The 17,343-nt window shown below is 74.2% G+C and carries 15 protein-coding genes; 7 read left to right on the top strand and 8 right to left on the bottom strand.

The genetic code is table 11. The annotated features are described in order from the left end of the window. Positions 1-86: 86 nt before the first annotated feature. Together ACIPW5_RS21015 and ACIPW5_RS21010 are read left to right on the top strand one after the other, a co-directional pair. A complete protein-coding gene (locus ACIPW5_RS21015) occupies positions 87-1,328 on the top strand; it encodes a hypothetical protein (protein WP_401247217.1) in 1,242 nt (413 codons plus the stop codon). A gap of 19 nt (positions 1,329-1,347) precedes the next feature. Then, complete coding sequence (locus ACIPW5_RS21010; RefSeq protein ID WP_401246916.1) at positions 1,348-1,839, top strand: DoxX family protein; 492 nt, start codon at positions 1,348-1,350, stop codon at positions 1,837-1,839. Here the strand turns inward: ACIPW5_RS21010 and ACIPW5_RS21005 are convergent. Together ACIPW5_RS21005 and ACIPW5_RS21000 are read right to left on the bottom strand one after the other, a co-directional pair. Further along, a complete protein-coding gene (locus ACIPW5_RS21005) occupies positions 1,803-2,027 on the bottom strand; it encodes a hypothetical protein (RefSeq protein ID WP_125595861.1) in 225 nt (74 codons plus the stop codon). The genes ACIPW5_RS21010 and ACIPW5_RS21005 overlap by 37 nt on opposite strands. Further along, a complete protein-coding gene (locus tag ACIPW5_RS21000) occupies positions 2,014-3,309 on the bottom strand; it encodes a PspC domain-containing protein (RefSeq protein WP_401246913.1) in 1,296 nt (431 codons plus the stop codon). The genes ACIPW5_RS21005 and ACIPW5_RS21000 overlap by 14 nt, the downstream gene beginning before the upstream one ends. Positions 3,310-3,440: 131 nt before the next feature. Between ACIPW5_RS21000 and ACIPW5_RS20995 the strand changes: the two genes are divergently transcribed. The 3 genes from ACIPW5_RS20995 to ACIPW5_RS20985 all read left to right on the top strand — a co-directional run bounded on the left by ACIPW5_RS20995 (position 3,441) and on the right by ACIPW5_RS20985 (position 6,647). After that, a complete protein-coding gene (locus ACIPW5_RS20995; RefSeq protein WP_401246910.1) occupies positions 3,441-4,733 on the top strand; it encodes a PspC domain-containing protein in 1,293 nt (430 codons plus the stop codon). Continuing rightward, on the top strand, positions 4,730-5,425 hold the full coding sequence (locus ACIPW5_RS20990; protein WP_401246907.1) for a LuxR C-terminal-related transcriptional regulator: 696 nt from the start codon (positions 4,730-4,732) through the stop codon (positions 5,423-5,425). The genes ACIPW5_RS20995 and ACIPW5_RS20990 overlap by 4 nt, the downstream gene beginning before the upstream one ends. A gap of 109 nt (positions 5,426-5,534) precedes the next feature. Then, a complete protein-coding gene (locus ACIPW5_RS20985; RefSeq protein ID WP_401246904.1) occupies positions 5,535-6,647 on the top strand; it encodes an alpha/beta hydrolase-fold protein in 1,113 nt (370 codons plus the stop codon). A gap of 9 nt (positions 6,648-6,656) precedes the next feature. Here the strand turns inward: ACIPW5_RS20985 and ACIPW5_RS20980 are convergent, their stop codons facing one another. After that, a complete protein-coding gene (locus tag ACIPW5_RS20980) occupies positions 6,657-7,709 on the bottom strand; it encodes an NlpC/P60 family protein (protein WP_401246901.1) in 1,053 nt (350 codons plus the stop codon). A gap of 138 nt (positions 7,710-7,847) precedes the next feature. Beyond that, on the bottom strand, positions 7,848-8,204 hold the full coding sequence (locus ACIPW5_RS20975; protein WP_401246898.1) for a hypothetical protein: 357 nt from the start codon (positions 8,202-8,204) through the stop codon (positions 7,848-7,850). Between the two features lie 86 nt (positions 8,205-8,290). Between ACIPW5_RS20975 and pcrA the strand changes: the two genes are divergently transcribed. Further along, a complete protein-coding gene (gene pcrA, locus ACIPW5_RS20970; RefSeq protein ID WP_401246895.1) occupies positions 8,291-10,804 on the top strand; it encodes a DNA helicase PcrA in 2,514 nt (837 codons plus the stop codon). A 60-nt stretch (positions 10,805-10,864) separates the two neighbouring features. On the opposite strand, the gene ACIPW5_RS20965 is transcribed toward pcrA, so the two are convergent. Further along, on the bottom strand, positions 10,865-12,355 hold the full coding sequence (locus ACIPW5_RS20965) for a M23 family metallopeptidase (protein ID WP_401246892.1): 1,491 nt from the start codon (positions 12,353-12,355) through the stop codon (positions 10,865-10,867). Positions 12,356-12,616: 261 nt separating this feature from the next. Beyond that, positions 12,617-13,450, bottom strand: coding sequence for an esterase/lipase family protein (locus ACIPW5_RS20960; protein ID WP_401246889.1), 834 nt, complete (start codon positions 13,448-13,450; stop codon positions 12,617-12,619). 207 nt (positions 13,451-13,657) lie between these two features. On the opposite strand from ACIPW5_RS20960, the gene ACIPW5_RS20955 reads away from it, so the two are divergent. Next, positions 13,658-14,062, top strand: a complete 405-nt coding sequence (locus ACIPW5_RS20955) for a cobalamin B12-binding domain-containing protein (protein WP_125595885.1) — start codon at positions 13,658-13,660, stop codon at positions 14,060-14,062. A gap of 42 nt (positions 14,063-14,104) precedes the next feature. Here the strand turns inward: ACIPW5_RS20955 and ACIPW5_RS20950 are convergent, their stop codons facing one another. After that, on the bottom strand, positions 14,105-15,679 hold the full coding sequence (locus ACIPW5_RS20950) for a DUF5691 domain-containing protein (RefSeq protein ID WP_401246886.1): 1,575 nt from the start codon (positions 15,677-15,679) through the stop codon (positions 14,105-14,107). A gap of 310 nt (positions 15,680-15,989) precedes the next feature. Further along, the gene (locus tag ACIPW5_RS20945) at positions 15,990-17,330 is read right to left on the bottom strand and encodes an SWIM zinc finger family protein (RefSeq protein ID WP_401246883.1); all 1,341 of its coding nucleotides are present in this window, start codon (positions 17,328-17,330) and stop codon (positions 15,990-15,992) included. Positions 17,331-17,343 lie beyond the last annotated feature (13 nt).

Below are 17,343 nucleotides of genomic sequence, written 5' to 3'. Positions count from 1 at the left end.
AATCCGGAGCACTGCCGCAGTGGTGCACAATTCGCTGGCATCGCACCGTAGTTCAGAGAGGCGGCACGCACGTGGCTGTCCAAGAGATGTCCCGGAGTACCCACACCGCCGTCTGCGCCTGCGACGACTGCGCACGGGAGGGGCACCGCAGAGCGGTCGCCGCGTTCCTGGAGAAACGGGACGAGTTCGCCGCCGGGCAGGGCGTGCCGGCCGCGGTGGCCCACTCCCTCGGCGCCTCCCGCCAGTGGGTCTCCGACGAGCTGACCCTGTCCGCCCGCACGGTCGCCGACCGGGGCCGGGAGGCCGGCAACTCCTGGCTGTACCTGTTCTCCCGGCGGGCCGTGCTCGCCCTGTGGATCGCCGCCGGGGTGCTGCTGCTGGTCCAGGTCGGCACCGCGCTCGGCACCGGCTGGTCCACCGCCCGCACCGCCGGGCTGCTGGCCGCGCTGCTGCTGGCAGGGCTGCTCACCGCCGCCGCCCGCGCCCAGTCGCTGCGCGGCGGGCTGCTGGCGCCGGTCGTCGGGGAGGACAACCGGCTGTCCACCTCGAAGGCGGTGCCGAGCGCCTGGCTGGTGCTGACCGCGTTCGCGGCGCTGCTGCCCGCGCTGCGGCTGGCCGCCTCCTCGCCCGGCCCCGAGCGCGAGGCCCTGTACGAGGGGTTCGCGCTGGGGCGGGCGCTGCCGCTGCTGTCGGTGGTCGCACTGACCTCGGCGGTGGCGGTGCTGGTGCGCCGCGTGGTCTGCGTACGGATCGCGGGGCAGCGCCTGCAGAAGCTGCCGGCCGACCGGCCGCGCGGGGTGGACCTGCTGACGGACGACGACGGCCGCGGCAGCTTCCCGGACGCGCAGTACGTGCTGGTCTCCACCGTGGTGCTGGCCTACGCGGCGGTGTCGCTGGCCCGCTTCCCCGACCGGCTGCCGCAGCTGCCATGGGCACTGGCCCTGCTGGTGGCGCTGTCGGCGGCGGTGTACCTCGCGGCGAAGTACGCCGAGGGCAGCCGTCCGCTGGTGCTCTCGGTGGTGCGCAGGCGCGAGCCCGGCGACATCGACGCGGCGGTCCGGCCCGGCGACGACATCGAGATCCGCGGCGTCGGCTTCGTCCCGCCGGGCGCGCAGACCCCGGAGATGCTCGCCCGGCTGGTCGTACGCGTCGGGGCGGTCCACGTGCACGTGCCGCTGGTCCCGGTGGCGGGCGGGTTCACCAACCCCTCGGACTCCGTGCTCACCGTCCCCGTGCCCGCGGAGACCGAGCCGGGCCGCGTCGACGTCCAGGTGGTCACGGCGGCGGGGGTGGAATCCAACCGCTGCATCATCGACGTCGCCGAGTGAACGGGGTAGACATGGGGGCGTGACCCGAACTGACGCCCCATCCGGGCAGCGGACGACCACCCCGCTCAAGGAGCTGGCCACCCGCTACGCGCTCTTCCCGCTGCGGATCTTCCTCGGCGTGACCTTCGTCTACGCAGGCATCGACAAGCTGACGGCCGCGGGCTTCCTCGCGGAGACCGGCAGCGGCTCGGTCGGCGAGATGATGCGCGGGGTGCGCGACACCTCCGCGATCCCCGCCCTGGTGGACCTGGCCCTGAAGGCCCCCGTCGGCTTCGGCGTCGCCATCGCCATCGGGGAGCTCCTCGTCGGCCTCGGCGTGCTCGCCGGGGTGCTGACCCGGGTCGCCGCCGCCGGCGGCCTGCTGATCTCGCTCAGCCTGTGGCTCACCGTCTCCTGGGCCGTGACCCCGTACTACTACGGCAACGACCTGGCGTACCTGATGGCCTGGACCCCGCTGGTCCTCGCGGGGGCGCCCTACTGGTCCTTCGACTCGATGATCCGGTCGCGCTGATCGCGGCGCACGGCGTACGTGACCATCCCGACCAGGGCGGACAGCACCAGCCCGCCCACCGCGAACGGGACCACCAGGAACCACGGCACGTCCGTCTCGCCGGCCGCGTCGAGCAGGTAGAGCACGCCCGCGGCGGTCAGGACCAGCCCCGCCAGCAGCCGTCCCGGCTGGAACTCATGACGCCGCACGGGCCACCTCCACCTGTCCCACGCCCGCTTCCAGACGCAGCTCGATCGTCCCGCCGGCCTCGGTGCCGACGGCCGGGGGCAGGGTCGCCCGCCGGGTCTCCCCCTCGCTCCTGATCCGGATGCCGGGGCCGGTGTCCCCGGGCAGCTCGATGTCGCCGATCCGGATCGACACGTCGGCCTTCGCGGTGACCTCCCGGGGGAGGACCACCTTCAGCCGGCCCGCCTCGATGGAGGCGCGGACGGACACGGTCGCGCCCTTGGGCACGTCCAGGCGGCTCAGGTCCAGGGTGGCCAGCCCCGTCTCCGCCGCGTAGGAGGGGCGTACGTCGGCCACCGCCGCCGGGCGCCAGGCCGTGTTCCGCCAGTCGGTGCCGATCTCGCGCGGCATGGCCACCGCACCGGCGAGCAGCACGGCGGTGAGCAGGCCGAGCAGGACCGTGCCGAAGCCGGTGCGGCCCTTGACGGAGCTGACGGCCAGACCCAGCCCGAAGACGGCGAGCGCGCAGGCCAGGCCGACTTGGAGGGCGTGCCCGAGGGTGCCCTCCTCCCACACCGAAGCGGTGCCGACGCCCCCCGCGAGCAGGGCCAGGACGAACACCCGGCCGCCGATGCCCCCGCGCGGCCGTGCGGGCGCCCCGCGGCGGGGCTTCTCCGGGGCGGGGCCCGGCCGGTCCCGGCCGGGGTCGCCGTCGTCGGGGCCCCAGAGGTAGCCGGCCGAGCCGACCGGGCCAGTGGTGCCGTCCTTGACCAGCGGGTCCCGCCACCAGGAGGGGCTGCCCGGCACCGGCGGCGCCTGCGTCTCGGGCGGCGCCGGGCGGTGCGCGGCCGGGGCCCGCACCTCGGGGGCGGCGGCGCCGCGGTGGCGCCGGGACCAGTAGGCGGCGCCGCCGAGGGCCAGGATGACCAGGACGGAGAAGGCCCCCATCACCCCGTTGTCCAGCATCGACAGGAACAGCGCGCAGCCCACCAGGGCGCTGAACACGGCGGCCAGGGTGGCGCCCTCGACGCGGCCGGTCAGCAGCCGCTTGCCCTCGCTGTCCTCCTCGCCCTCCAGGGGGACCAGCAGCCAGGCGAAGCCGTAGAAGATCAGGCCGACGCCGCCGGTGACGGCGAGCACCCCGAGGACGATCCGGAACACCACCGGGTCCAGGTCGAAGTGCCGGCCCAGGCCGCCGCACACGCCCGCGAGGACCTTGTCGCGCTTGCTGCGGCGCAGGGGCGGCCGCTCGGCGGGGGCCGGTGCCCCGGGATCCCCGGGCGGGGCGTCTCGTACGTCGGTCATGCGTCCATGGTGACGGCCGGTGCGGCCGCCCGGCACCGGGTCCTACCCTGGCGCAACCCTGATATCCCCCCTACCGAACTGGGGGGATGCCCTGATGCCGGTCCGCGTCCGGGCGTGTGACCCTTGGTGGCATGCCCGTAGCCGCCGCTCCCCGCGTACCGCACGCACCCGACCCGGAGGACGTCCCGCAGCGCAAGCTCTACCGCAGCGCCGACGGCCGGATGCTCGGCGGGGTCGCGCGCGGCCTCGCCGGCCACCTCGGGCTGCCCGTGATCTGGGTCCGCCTCGCCTTCCTCGGCATGTTCATGTTCGGGGACGGGCTCGGCGTACTGCTCTACGCGGCGTTCTGGGTGTTCGTACCGCTCGGCCAGGGCGGCAAGACCGGGCACCACTCCTTCTTCGAGACCCTCGCCGACGGCACCCGCCGGGTGCGCAAGCCCGACAAGGGAGCGGTCTCCGGCCTGATCGCGCTGGCCGTCGGGGCGGTCATCTTCTTCTCGCAGCTGCGCTTCGGCGGGGAGAACGGCCGCTACATCTGGCCCACCCTGCTCGTCGGGGCGGGCGTCGTCCTCGTCTGGCGGCAGGCCGACAACGCCCGCCGCGCCCACTGGAGCTCCGCCGGGGACCGGCAGAAGCGCCTGTTCCAGGCGGCCCGCGCGCTCGCCGGCGTCGTCCTCGTCGGCGTGGGCCTGACCGTGTTCATCGTCGTACGGGGCTCCGCGGCCCAGCTCGGCAACCTCCTCACCGCGGTCCTCGCCGTCCTCGTCGGCATAGCCCTGCTCGCCGGACCCTGGCTGATCCGGATGACCCAGGACCTCTCCGAGGAGCGCCTGATGCGCATCCGCGCCCAGGAGCGCGCCGAGGTCGCCGCCCACGTCCACGACTCGGTGCTGCACACCCTCACCCTGATCCAGCGCAACGCCGAGGACGTCGGCGAGGTGCGCCGGCTCGCCCGCGCCCAGGAGCGGGAGCTGCGGAACTGGCTGTACAAGCCGGAGGGCACCGGCAAGGACGAGGCCGAGGAGCCGGCCACGCTGGCCGATGCCGTGAAGAAGACCGCCGCCGACGTGGAGGACCACCACGGCGTCCCGATCGAGGTCGTCGTCGTCGGCGACTGCCCGCTCGACGAGGGCCTCGGCGCCCAGGTCCAGGCCGCGCGCGAGGCGATGGTCAACGCGGCCAAGTACGGTGGCGAGGGTCCCGTGCAGGTGTACGCGGAGGTCGAGGGACAGACGGTGTTCGTGTCCGTGCGGGACCGCGGACCGGGCTTCGACATGGAAGCGGTACCGGACGACCGCATGGGCGTACGAGAATCGATCATCGGCCGGATGCAGCGCAACGGGGGGACCGCGGTGCTGCGGTCCGCGCCCGACGGCGGCACGGTAGTGGAGCTGGAGATGGAGAGGGCGGCGAAGACAGCATGACCGAGGACAACGCGACCACCGGCGGCGCGGACAGGAGGGTCCGGGTGGTCCTCGTCGACGACCACCGGATGTTCCGCACGGGCGTCCAGGCCGAGATCGGCGAGACCGCCCGGACCGGCGTCGAGGTCGTCGGCGAGGCCGCCGACGTGGACCAGGCCGTCACCGTCATCACCGCCACCCGCCCCGAGGTGGTCCTCCTCGACGTGCACCTGCCCGGCGGCGGCGGCGTCGAGGTGCTGCGGCGCTGCGCCCCGCTGATGGCGGCCGCCGAGAACCCGGTGCGGTTCCTGGCGCTGTCGGTGTCGGACGCCGCCGAGGACGTCATCGGCGTCATCCGCGGCGGCGCCCGCGGCTACGTCACCAAGACCATCACCGGCACCGACCTGGTGGACTCCGTCTTCCGCGTGCAGGACGGGGACGCGGTGTTCTCGCCCCGCCTGGCCGGCTTCGTGCTCGACGCCTTCGCCTCGACGGACGCCCCGCCGGTGGACGAGGACCTCGACCGGCTCACCCAGCGCGAGCGGGAGGTGCTGCGGCTGATCGCGCGCGGGTACGCGTACAAGGAGATCGCCAAGCAGCTGTTCATCTCGGTGAAGACGGTGGAGTCCCACGTCTCGGCGGTGCTCCGCAAGCTCCAGCTCTCCAACCGGCACGAGCTGACCCGCTGGGCGACGGCCCGCCGACTGGTCTGACCTGCGGATGAACCGGGGGTGACGCCCCGGGGCAGGGCCCCGGGGTGTGATCCACGCCGCAGTCGGGCAGGGCAACCGGAAGGCACCGCGGCGGGTCTTGGGTGGCGTGATGAGCCTGACCGGGACCCCCCTCTTCGCGACGGCGGTCGCCCTGACCGTGTCCGCCGTCGTGCTGCCGCTGGCCGTGTGGAGCAAGGTGCGCGGCCCCGCCGCCGCCCGCGTCGCCACCCGCGCGCTGATGGTGCTGTTCGCCCAGGTCACCGCCGTCGCCCTGGTCTTCCTCGGGCTCAACCGGGAGATGAACTTCTACGTCTCCTGGGCCGACCTCATGGGCACCGGCCAGTACGTCCAGGCCGCCCCCGACCTCGGCCCCGACGGAATGGGCGGGAAGAAGGCCGAGGAGGTCAAGGAGGAGCCCAAGGTCCGGCAGGAGTTCACCCCGGTCGAGGGCCTCGGCGGGCGGGTGAAGAAGACCGAGCTCGACGGGAAGATCTCCGGCGTCAAGGGCGACGTCATGGTGTGGCTGCCGCCGCAGTACGACGACCCCGCCCACAAGGACAAGAAGTTCCCCGTGGTCGAGCTGATCCCGGGCATACCCGGCACCGGCAAGTCCTGGTTCCAGGGCCTCAAGGCGCACGAGGTGCTGGAGCCGCTGATGAAGGAGGGCAAGGTCCAGCCCTTCATCCTGGTCTCCCCGCGCGCCATGCTGCTCGGCAACGGCGACACCGGCTGCGCCAACATCCCCGGCAAGGTCAACGCCGACAGCTGGTTCAGCGTCGACGTCCGCAAGATGGTCACCGACAACTTCCGGGCCTCCGACGAGGCCCGCACCTGGGGCGTGGCCGGCTACTCGGCGGGCGCGTACTGCGCCGCCAAGCTGGCGATCCTGCACCCCGACCGCTACAGCGCCGCCGTCTCCCTCTCCGGCTACAACGACCCCGGGCAGGAGCCCAGCTCGCTGGTGGCCAAGGACCCGGAGCTGCGCCGCACCCACAACCTCAAGGAGCTGCTCAAGGCGCAGCCCGCGCCCCCGGCGGTCGCGCTGTGGATGTCGGGCGCCGAGCACGACGGCTACCTGTCCGGGACCGACCTGAAGGCCCTCGCGCAGAACCCCACCACCGTGCACGCCGAGAAGATCACCGGCGGGCACAACCTGGAGGCGTGGTCGAAGCAGCTCCCGCAGACCTTCGGCTGGCTCAGCCAGCAGGTCAAGACGCCGTAGCGGCGGACCCTACGCGGGGCGGGAGGCGCCGGCCCAGGGCATGGAGTCCACCGGCGCCAGCCGGACCGTGGAGCCCGGGCGCGGGGCGTGGATCATCTGGCCGTTGCCGACGTACATGCCGACGTGGGTGACCCCCGAGTAGAAGAAGACCAGGTCCCCGGGGGCCAGCTGGTCCCGGGAGACCCGCCGGCCCGCGTTGATCTGGGTGTAGGTGGTGCGGGGCAGGGACACCCCGGCCGCGCGCCACGCCGCCTGGGTCAGCCCGGAGCAGTCGTACGAGCCCGGTCCCGTCGCGCCCCAGACGTACGGCTTGCCGATCGCCCCGTACGCGAAGGCCACCGCGCGGGCGGCGCGCGAGCCGTCGGTCGCCGGGGGCGGGGTGTGGGGGCCGCCCGCCGGGTCGGTCCCGACGGCGGCGGCGGTGCCCGTCTGCGCCTCGTACGCGGCCCGCTCCTCGGCGGTGAGCCGGGCCAGCAGCTGCCGGGCGGTGGCGAGCCGGTCCTCGACGACGGTCTTCTGCTCGGCGAGCTCGTGCTGGCGGTCGCGCAGGTCCGCGAGCCGGCCGGCGGCCTGGTCGCGCAGCCGCCCGACCTCGTCGAGGCCGCGCTTGACGGCGGCGACCTCGGCGGCGGTCCGGTCGCCGGCCCGGGTGAGCATGCCGGCCCGGTCCAGGTACTCCTGCGGGTCGGCGGCCATGGCCAGCTGGAGGGCCGGGCCCAGGCCGCCGCTGCGGTACTGGGAGGCGGCGAGCGAGCCGAGGGCGCTGCGGGCCGTGTTCAGCCGGTCGGTCTTGCGGGCGGTCTCCTCGCGCAGGCCGGTCAGTGCCCGCTCGGCCTCCTCGGACCTCGCCTTCGCCCCGTTGTACTTCTCCGTCGCCGCCTCGGCCTCCCCGTAGAGCCGGTCGACCTCCGCCTTGACCTGGGCGGGGCTCTGCTGGGGGTCGGCGTGCGAGGTGCCTTCGAAGGCGGTGGCGGTGGCAGCGCCCGCGAGGGCGAGGGTGGCGGCCGTGCGTACGGTGCCGCCGGAGAACGGGCGCTGCCTGGGCTTTCGATGACTGGCCACGGGGGCCTCACGTCCTTCCGCTCGTCCCGCAGGTCTGGGGGAGGTCTCGGGGGAGGACGCTAGGCCCGGAGGTAACGGGCAGATGACGGTTGATCGGAACTGGCCTGCTCCGACCGGGGTTGGATCTTGCCTGACCGGTCAGTGCCAGAGGACGGCGATAAAGATGTTGGCGACGGTCAGGCCGCCCACCGCCGCGAAGAGCCCCTTCTCCACGTGCTCCTCGTCCCGCTTGACGTAGACGAGCGCCAGGATCACGAACAGGATCGCCAGCTTCACGCCTATCTTGACGTGGTCGAGCGGGGCACCGTCGCCCATCTCGCGGAAGCCCACCAGCAGCACGCCGGTGACGAGCATGGTCAGTGCGCCGTGCAGCATCGCGGGCACGAAACGTGCCGTACCGGCGCCCATCGCCTTCATCTGGGTCAGGAACCCGCCGAGGAGGGAGGCGATGCCGATGATGTGCAGGCCGACGAAGATGTTGGTCAGAACGGTCATGGCGCCGAGGGTACGGGGCGCCCTCCGCCCACGATTTTCCGGGGGCGGGACCGGCTGTCGGTCCGGGCCCCTAAACTCGGAAGGCGATGAGCAGCCTCTTTGACGACAGCTTCCTGGCCGACCTCACCCCCTCCGACGAGGTCCCGCCGCCGCCCGAGGAGCACCCCGAGCCGGAGCCCGGCACGGACGACCTCTTCGGGGGCGCCTTCGACCTGCCCATGAGCGGGGACGCCTACTACCGGGACGGCGCCCCGCGCCCCGTCATCGACCCGGCGACGCTCCTGGACGGGCTGAACGAGCAGCAGGCCGCCGCCGTGGTCCACGCGGGCTCGCCGCTGCTCATCGTGGCCGGCGCCGGCTCCGGCAAGACCCGGGTGCTCACCCACCGCATCGGCCACCTGCTGTCCGCGCGGAACGTCCACCCGGGCCAGATCCTGGCGATCACCTTCACCAACAAGGCCGCCGGCGAGATGAAGGAACGCGTCGAGGGCCTGGTCGGCCCGCGCGCGAACGCCATGTGGGTGTCCACCTTCCACAGCGCCTGCGTGCGCATCCTGCGCCGCGAGTCGAAGCGGCTCGGCTTCACCTCGTCGTTCTCGATCTACGACGCGGCCGACTCGAAGCGCCTGATGGCGCTCGTCTGCCGGGACCTGGACCTGGACCCGAAGAAGTTCCCGCCCAAGTCCTTCAACGCCAAGATCTCGAACCTCAAGAACGAGCTGATCGACGAGGACGCCTTCGCCGCCCAGGCCGCCGACGGGTTCGAGAAGACCCTCGCCCAGGCGTACGCGATGTACCAGGGGCGGCTGCGCGAGGCCAACGCCCTCGACTTCGACGACATCATCATGACCACGGTCCACCTCCTCCAGGCCTTCCCGGACGTGGCCGAGCACTACCGGCGCCGCTTCCGCCACGTCCTGGTCGACGAGTACCAGGACACCAACCACGCCCAGTACACGCTGGTGCGCGAGCTCGTCGGCCCCGGCTACCCGGACCTGCCGCCCGCCGAGCTGTGCGTGGTGGGTGACGCCGACCAGTCGATCTACGCCTTCCGCGGCGCGACGATCCGCAACATCCTCCAGTTCGAGGAGGACTACAAGGACGCGACGACGATCCTGCTCGAGCAGAACTACCGCTCCACGCAGACGATCCTGTCGGCGGCCAACGCGGTCATCGAGCGCAACGAGAACCGCCGCGCCAAGAACCTGTGGACCCAGGCCGGCACGGGCGCCGTGATCACCGGCTACGTCGCCGACACCGAGCACGACGAGGCCCAGTTCGTCGCCGACGAGATCGACCGGCTCACGGACGCCGGCGACGCCAAGGCCGGCGACGTCGCGATCTTCTACCGGACCAACGCGCAGTCCCGCGTGTTCGAGGAGATCTTCATCCGCGTCGGACTCCCGTACAAGGTCGTCGGCGGCGTCCGCTTCTACGAGCGCAAGGAGGTCCGGGACGTCCTGGCCTACCTGCGCGTCCTCGCCAACCCCGAGGACAACGTCCCGCTCCGCCGGATCCTGAACGTGCCCAAGCGCGGCATCGGCGAGCGCGCCGAGGCGATGATCGACGCCCTCGCGCTGCGCGAGAAGATCACCTTCCCGCAGGCCCTGCGCCGCGTCGACGAGGCCTTCGGCATGGCCGCCCGCTCCACCAACGCCGTCAAGCGGTTCAACGTGCTGATGGAGGAGCTGCGTACGATCGCGGACTCCGGCGCGGGCCCCGCCGTGGTGCTGGAGGCGGTGCTGGAGCGCACCGGGTACCTCGCCGAGCTCCAGGCCTCGACCGACCCGCAGGACGAGACCCGGATCGAGAACCTCCAGGAGCTCGCGGCCGTGGCCCTGGAGTTCGAGCAGGCCCGGGAGGCCGCGGCGACCGAGGCCGCCGAGACCGGCGCCCCGGCTCCCGGGTCCGGCACCCTCGCCGAGTTCCTGGAGCAGGTCGCGCTCGTCGCCGACTCCGACCAGATCCCGGACGAGGACACCGACGGCTCGGGCGTCATCACGCTGATGACCCTGCACACCGCCAAGGGCCTGGAGTTCCCGGTGGTCTTCCTGACCGGCATGGAGGACGGGGTCTTCCCGCACATGCGCGCGCTCGGGCAGACCAAGGAACTGGAGGAGGAGCGCCGCCTCGCCTACGTGGGCATCACCCGGGCCCGCGAGCGGCTGTACCTGACCCGTTCCGGCATGCGCAGCGCGTGGGGGACGCCCTCGTACAACCCGCCCTCGCGGTTCCTGGAGGAGATCCCGGCCGAGTACCTCCAGTGGAAGCGCACGGGCGCCGCGCAGAAGCCCGCGGGTCCGGTGCGCGGGTCCGGGTACGGCTCGTCCTCCGGCAAGGCCTCCTTCGGGACCTCGCCCGAGGCGTTCCTGTCCTCGTCGCGGACCAAGTCGGGCCCGTCGGGGTTCGCCACGCGCCGGGCCGCCGACAAGCCGGTCGTCGCGCTGTCCGTCGGGGACCGGGTCACCCACGACCAGTTCGGGCTGGGCACCGTCATGGAGGTCCGGGGCGCCGGCGCGGACGCGCAGGCCACCATCGACTTCGGGGACGCCAAGCCGAAGCGGCTGCTGCTGCGCTACGCGCCGGTGCAGAAGCTGTAGGAGTCGCGGGACGGGTCCGGCGGCCGGGGCCTTCGGGCCCCGGCGTTCACCGCCGTCGGATCAGCTCGGGTCCAGGCCGTGGCTGCGCAGCCAGGCCGCGGGGTCGACCGCGGACCCGCCGCCGGGCCGTACCTCGAAGTGGAGGTGCGGGCCGGTGGAGTTGCCCGAGTTGCCGGAGTACGCGATGACGTCGCCGGCCTTGACCTTGCCGGACCGGATCTTGGTGCTGCCGAGGTGGCAGTACCAGGTCTCGGTGCCGTCGGGGGAGGTCACTATGGCCATGTTGCCGTAGGCGCTGTTCCACTGGGTGCGCACGGTGCCGTCGGTGGCCGCCATGACGGGAGTGCCGTAGCCGACGGGGAAGTCGATGCCGGTGTGCACCGACATCCACATGCCGCCGGCCTGGCCGAAGCTGGCGCTCAGGCCGTGCTGGGCGACGGGCACCGCGAACTTGGGCCGGGCCGCTTCCTTGGCCGCGGCTTCCTCGGCCCGCTTCTTCTTCTCGTCTTCCTGGCGCTGCTTGAGGTCGATGCGCTCCTGGGTGCGGCTCGCGCGGTCCGCGAAGTCGCCCGCGTCGGCGCTGAGCGCCGCCAGCTGCGTGTCGAGCTTGTTGTTCGCCTCGACCGGCTTCACCGAGGACGGGTCCGGGGCGGCCATCGTGGTGGTCTCCTCGGACGGCTTGTCGCCACCGGTGAGTCCGCCGACGGAGGCGGCTGCCACGCCCGCGACGCCCATCACGCATGCGGAGGGCACGGCCACCGTCAGCAGGGCGGACCGCTTGGCCGGGCTGCGCCGGCGGCTGCCGGCGGCCGCGCCGGTGCCGCCCTTGGCCGCGTTGCCCCGGCCCGACCCGGCCTTGCCGCCGGCCCTGCGGCCGGCCCGGGAGCCGGGGGCGGAAGCGGTGGCGGACGGGGTGACCGGCATGGCCTGCGTGGCCATGTCGTGCACGGTGCCGTCCGGGAAATCCGGCTCGTCCCCGGCCGTGACGGAGACGGGCTCGAAGACGGAGGTCTCGTCGTCGGCGTACGGGTCGGTGTCCGCGGTCTCCGTGAACACGGGGACGACGGTCGTGGCCTCGTAGCCGGTGGCCGCGGTCGCGTCGGCCGCGCCGCCGTTCCAGGCGGTGGCGTCGTACGTGCCGGTTTCCTGCCCGTAGCCGGGGAGGGTCCAGTGGCCGGTCTGCTCCGCGGCGGAGTGGTCGTAGCCCAGGGGGGCCGACGGGTACTCGGCGGCCGCGGCGTTCCAGGCGCTCGCGTCGTACTGGCCCGTGGTGTCCTCGGGGACGGTCTGGGCCGGGACGCTCGAAAGGTAACTCTCCGGAGCGGACCACGCGGTGCTGTCGTACGAGCCGGTGTCGGCCGCGGACGGGTACGCCCCGTACGCGTCGTACGTTCCATAACTGCCGGAAGCAGCGTGGTCCGTGACGAACTGATACCCCTGGCCCTGCGTTTCAAAGGACGCATATGCCTGGTCACCAGCGAAAGTGGTGGTGGAAAGGCCGTCGTACCCGTAATCCGGATACTGGCCCGACGTCGGGCGGTCGTTCACCAACTTCTCTTTCGCCTCGGCAGTGTGGGGCCTGGGTGGCCGGGGAACTCAAGGTTCACCGGAGGAGAGCAGTGGCGTGACTGTACCCGGCGGTTACTCACCTCGACAATCTTCCGGCGGCTCCGTCCTCAGCGGAACCGGGCATTCGGCCGTCTTTCGGCCGTCGCGAGACCGAGCCTTGGCCTTGAGTTCGAAATTCGTTCGACTGGTGGTCGACCGGTGTTGTACGCACGGGCCCGCGGACGGCGGGCCGTGCGCGCGGCCTCAGACGACCAGGCTCCGGCCGCCCGTTCCCGTCCCGCGGGCGGTCTCCGCCGGGCGGGGCGCGCCGTCCGCGGCGCGCAGCGGACCGTCCAGGGCACGCCGGACGGCCGTGATGACGGCGGGATGGACGGGGAGGGCGAGGTGGCCGATTCCGGTGACCTCCACGTTCGTGGCGTCCAGGTCCGGGTGGTCGATGCGGGCCGCCCCGGTCGGCGCCATCAATGCGTCGAACTCGCTCCAGAACGCCACGAACCGGGTCCGGCAGCCGGGCGCGGGCTCGCGCAGCTCGGCCATCACCTCGGAATCCGGGCGCATCTGGCGGACCAGGGGGTGGGCGTCCATGAAGGGCGCGACCCGGGTGCCGCCGTGCGGGGTCCCCAGGGTGACCACCGTCCGCACGTGCGCGTCGCCGCCGAGCCGCTGGACGTAGTACCGCGCGACCAGCCCGCCGAGGCTGTGCCCGATCAGGTCCACCCGATCCCGGCCGCTGCGCTCGCACAGCTCCTCGACGCGCCGGGCGAGGTGGCGGGCCGTCACGCGCAGGTCGCGGCTGAAGGGGGAGTGGTTGTACGTCTCCACGCGCCGCAGGCCGCCCGCGCCGAGGGCCCGGCGCAGCAGGACGAACACCGAGCGGTTGTCGGTGAAGCCGTGCAGGAGCAGCACCGGCGGCGGCTGTCCGGGCGTCCGCGCGGCGGGCAGGTCCGGCGGGCGCTCCTCCCGCATCCCGGTGGGGTAGAGCAGGAGGTGTCCGGCGAGCACCGCCGCCTCCAGGACCGCCGCCCGCAGTGCGGCGCCCGTGCACGGCACGGGCAGCGGCGCGATCGTCAGCCCCATGACGGCCTCCCCCTGGACCATTCGGGTACGGGGCCGTACCGCCGCGCGGCCCGCCACCGTGCCGTGCGGCTGTCGGCGCGGTGGCGGGGCGACGGGGCGGTGGTGAATCAACGGCGTCCCACGTGTGATTTCCCCCTCCCCGTTGACCGTGAAACGGTGCGGTGCGCAATGCTGTACTTAACGTTCGTTCACTCGGGAGGCAGTGCGATGGGTGTGACCGGTCCGATCCGTGTGGTGGTGGCCAAGCCGGGTCTCGACGGCCACGACCGCGGCGCCAAGGTGATCGCGCGGGCGCTGCGCGACGCCGGTATGGAGGTCATCTACACCGGCCTCCACCAGACCCCCGAGCAGATCGTGGACACCGCCATCCAGGAGGACGCGGACGCCATCGGCCTCTCGATCCTCTCCGGGGCGCACAACACGCTCTTCGTCCGCGTCATCGAGCTCCTCAAGGAGCGCGACGCGGAGGACATCAAGGTCTTCGGCGGCGGGATCATCCCGGAGGACGACATCGCCCCGCTCAAGGAGAAGGGCGTCGCCGAGATCTTCACGCCCGGCGCCACCACCACCGCGATCGTGGACTGGGTCAACGCGCACGTCCGCCAGGGCTGACACCGGCCCCCGGGAAGCCCCGTCCGGCCCCGCCGCCAGCGCTCAGGCGGCCGGGGCCAGTTCCGCGAGCATCGCCTCGCGCAGCCGGAGGGTGGCCACCAGCCGCTGGAAGGCCTCCGCCCAGTAGGCGGCGGCTCCCGGCGAGGTCTCCGGCGGGTCCTGGGCGGCGGCCGTCAGGGACTCCAGGCGGTCCGCCTCCGCCGGGTCGAGGCAGCGCTCGGCCAGGCCCATCACCCCGCTGAAGCTCCACGGGTAACTGCCCGCCTCGCGCGCCGCGTCCAGCGCGTCCACCACGGCCCGGCCCAGCTCCCCCGTCCAGGGGACCAGGCAGACGCCGAGCAGCTGGAAGGCCTCCGAGAGCCCGTGGGCGCGCACGAACTCCGCGACCCACCCGGCCCGCTCCCGCTCGGGCAGCGTCTCCAGCAGCTTCGCCCGCTCCGCGAGGGACGCCGTGCCCGGGCCCGCCGCGGGCGGCGCGGACGCGGGGCCCAGCAGCGCCTTCGACCAGAGCGGGTCGCGCTGGCGCACCGCCGCCCGGCACCAGGCCGCGTGGATCTCCTCCGCCCAGCCCTCCGCCACCGGCAGCGCCACGATCTCCGCCGGCGCGAGCCCGCCGAAGCGGTCCCGCCAGCACGACAGCGGAGCCGCCTCCACCAACTGGCCCAGCCACCAGGCCCGCTCCCCGCGCCCGGCCGGCGGCCGCTTGACCACCCCGTCGCGCAGCATGCCCGCGTCGCACTCCGCCGGGGGCACCACCGCCTCCGGGCCGACGCAGGCCAGCGCCCGCTCCGCCATCCGCCCGGCCAGCGCCGAGGCGGGCAACGCGGACAGCAGTTCGGCGGCGGTCGCCCGGACGTTGCGGCTGCGGTCGCCCAGCGCCGCCTCCAGGAACGGCTCGTCCCCGTCGGACAGCCCGGAGCGCAGGGAGTCGAGGAACATCAGCCGGTCCTCGGCCCGCTCCGTGGCCCAGGTCGTGGCCAGCAGCCGGTGCGCCGCCGCCGGCTCGTGCGCCCGGACCGCGCCGAGCAGGGCGACCCGCTCCGCGAACAGCCCCTCCTCCCACAGCCGGGCCACCGCCTCCGCGTCGGCCGGGTCGGGCAGCTCCCCGCCGCCGCCCGCCGCGCCGCGCAGGGCGAACCGCCACTCCGGGTTCAGCCCGGCCAGCCACAGCCCCCGCGCCCCGGCCAGGGCCAGCGCCTGCGGACGCAGGTCGGTCCGGGCCCGGGCCGCGTCCAGCAGCGCCGGGACCAGGGCCGACGGCGCCCGGTACCCGTGCCGCGCGGCGGCGGCCAGCCACTGCGGGAGCAGCTCCGTCAGGTCCGGGGCGGCACCGCGGCGTCCGCTGCCGCCGGCCGCCGCCGTCCGGCCGGCCAGCAGCTGCGCCAGCCGCCGCCCGGCGGCCTCCGGAGGCGCCGGGCGCGGATCGCGCGCCGCGGGCACCGGCCGCCGGGCCGCCTCGGCGGGCCGCAGTCCGGCGCGGCGCCGCAGCGTCTGCACGGCCGCCGCGTCGAGCAGCGCCTCCGGTGAGCCGCCCCGCCGCCCGGTGCCCAGCAGCGCGGCGGTGACCAGCTCCTCCCAGTCCCGGTGCGCGCCGGCGCCCTCGTCCGCCTGCCCCATCGAACCCCTCCCTCTCCCGTGCCCGCCGGTCGTGCGCCGTCGTTCGCGCTTCGTCGTCCGTACGTCTTCGGTCGTGCGTCTTCGGTCGTGCGTCGTGCCGGTCCGGGCCGCGGCCCCGACCCCCGTGCGGGGCCGCGGCTCCGGAACCGCCGTGTCGGCGTGGTCAGCTGGCGTGGTTGTCGTTCATGAAAGCCCCCCGGCTCCTCGTCCTCGCGGCGGCGCCCCCGCGCCGCCGCGTCCTCCACGTCGGTCTGCCAGACGGCATGGATCCCCCCAGGCCCCCAGCGTTTTCGGTTGGTTTGCCGCCCCGTCAGACCAGCGGCACCGGCTCGGGCGAGCCGGGCTGCCAGGCCGTCAGCGGAGTGAAGCCGCGGTGGCCGCACTCGCCGAAGACCGTGACGGGCCCGCCGCCCGAGAGGGCGGCCAGCTGCCACAGCCCGGACCGCGAACGGCCCGGCGGCAGCGCCACCGGCAGTGCGGACGTCCCCTGCGCGTCCGCCAGCTGCCAGGCCGCCTCGCCCCCCTCGCCCGGCACCGGGACCACGGGGCCGAGGACCACCGGCCAGGACTCCAGCCACGGGTCCTCGCGCAGCGCGGTCCCGTAGGCCTCCAGGGCCTCGCCGGTGCTCACCCCGGGCGGAGTGCGGGCGGCCGGCACCGCGGCCGCGGTACGGTCCCCCAACTCCGCCCGCAGCCCCGCAGACCCGGGCCGGAAGCGGGCTTCCGCCTCCAGCACCAGCCCGACGGGCAGGGCCAGCCCCGGCGGCCGGCCCGGCGGACCGAAGTCCAGGACCAGCGCCGGGCGTCCGCCCTCCAGCCCGCGCAGCCATGTCCGGCGGGTGGTGAGCCGTCCGTCCGGGGACGCCGAGTCGTACTGGGCCAGTACGAGCCAGCGGTCCCGGACGGTCTCGCCCCCCGGCGGAGACGGCAGCCCCACCCGGCTCCGGACGGTCGCGGCCAGCGGCTCCGGCAGCCCGGACACCCCCAGCCAGGCCCTGTCCAGCAGGTGCAGCAGCGCGAACTCCTCAAGCATCCGGGCGGGCCAGCCGGCGCCGCAACCGGGTATTGCCCCCAACTCCCGTACCCGCGCGGCCAGTCCGGGCGCCTGGGCGTCGACCATGCGGGCCGCGACCTCCTCCCACGGCGCGTAGCCGGCCTGCTGCTGCCCGGCGATCCCGCCGCGCAGCAAATCCGCCAGCCGCTGTTCCAGCTCGGCGACGCCCGCCCCGATCCGGCCGGCCCGCCGCTCCGCCCGTCTGCGGGCCGCCTCCGCGTCCACCGGGGCGGCGGCCGCCGGGCGCGCCGCCTTCGCCGCGCGCCCCGCGAGCCATTCCCCCGCCCAGTCGGGCGGTTCGGCCGGATCGCCGAACCCCTCCGCCGCCCAGAGCAGGAGCAGCCCCAGGGCGTGCTTGCACGGGAACTTCCGGCTCGGGCAGGAGCACGTGTACGCGGGCCCCGACAGGTCGACGACCGTCCGGTACGGCGTACTGCCGCTGCCCTTGCACGACCCCCACAGCGCATCGGAAGCGGAACCTCCGGTAAGCGACCACGGACCCGCCGCGCCCAGCCTGCCCCCCGCCTTGCGCGACGCGTCGTCAGGAGCCAGAGCCAGTACCTGTTCCGCCGTCCAGCGGACCCCCTGCTCAGTCATGGGAACCACCGTA

This window comes from Streptomyces sp. NPDC090077 (genome assembly GCF_044747545.1).
In the GTDB taxonomy this organism is placed as follows: Bacteria; Actinomycetota; Actinomycetes; order Streptomycetales; family Streptomycetaceae; genus Streptomyces.
The sequence above is the reverse complement of the archived record's forward strand: the minus strand, read 5'-3'. Positions and strand labels throughout refer to the sequence as shown.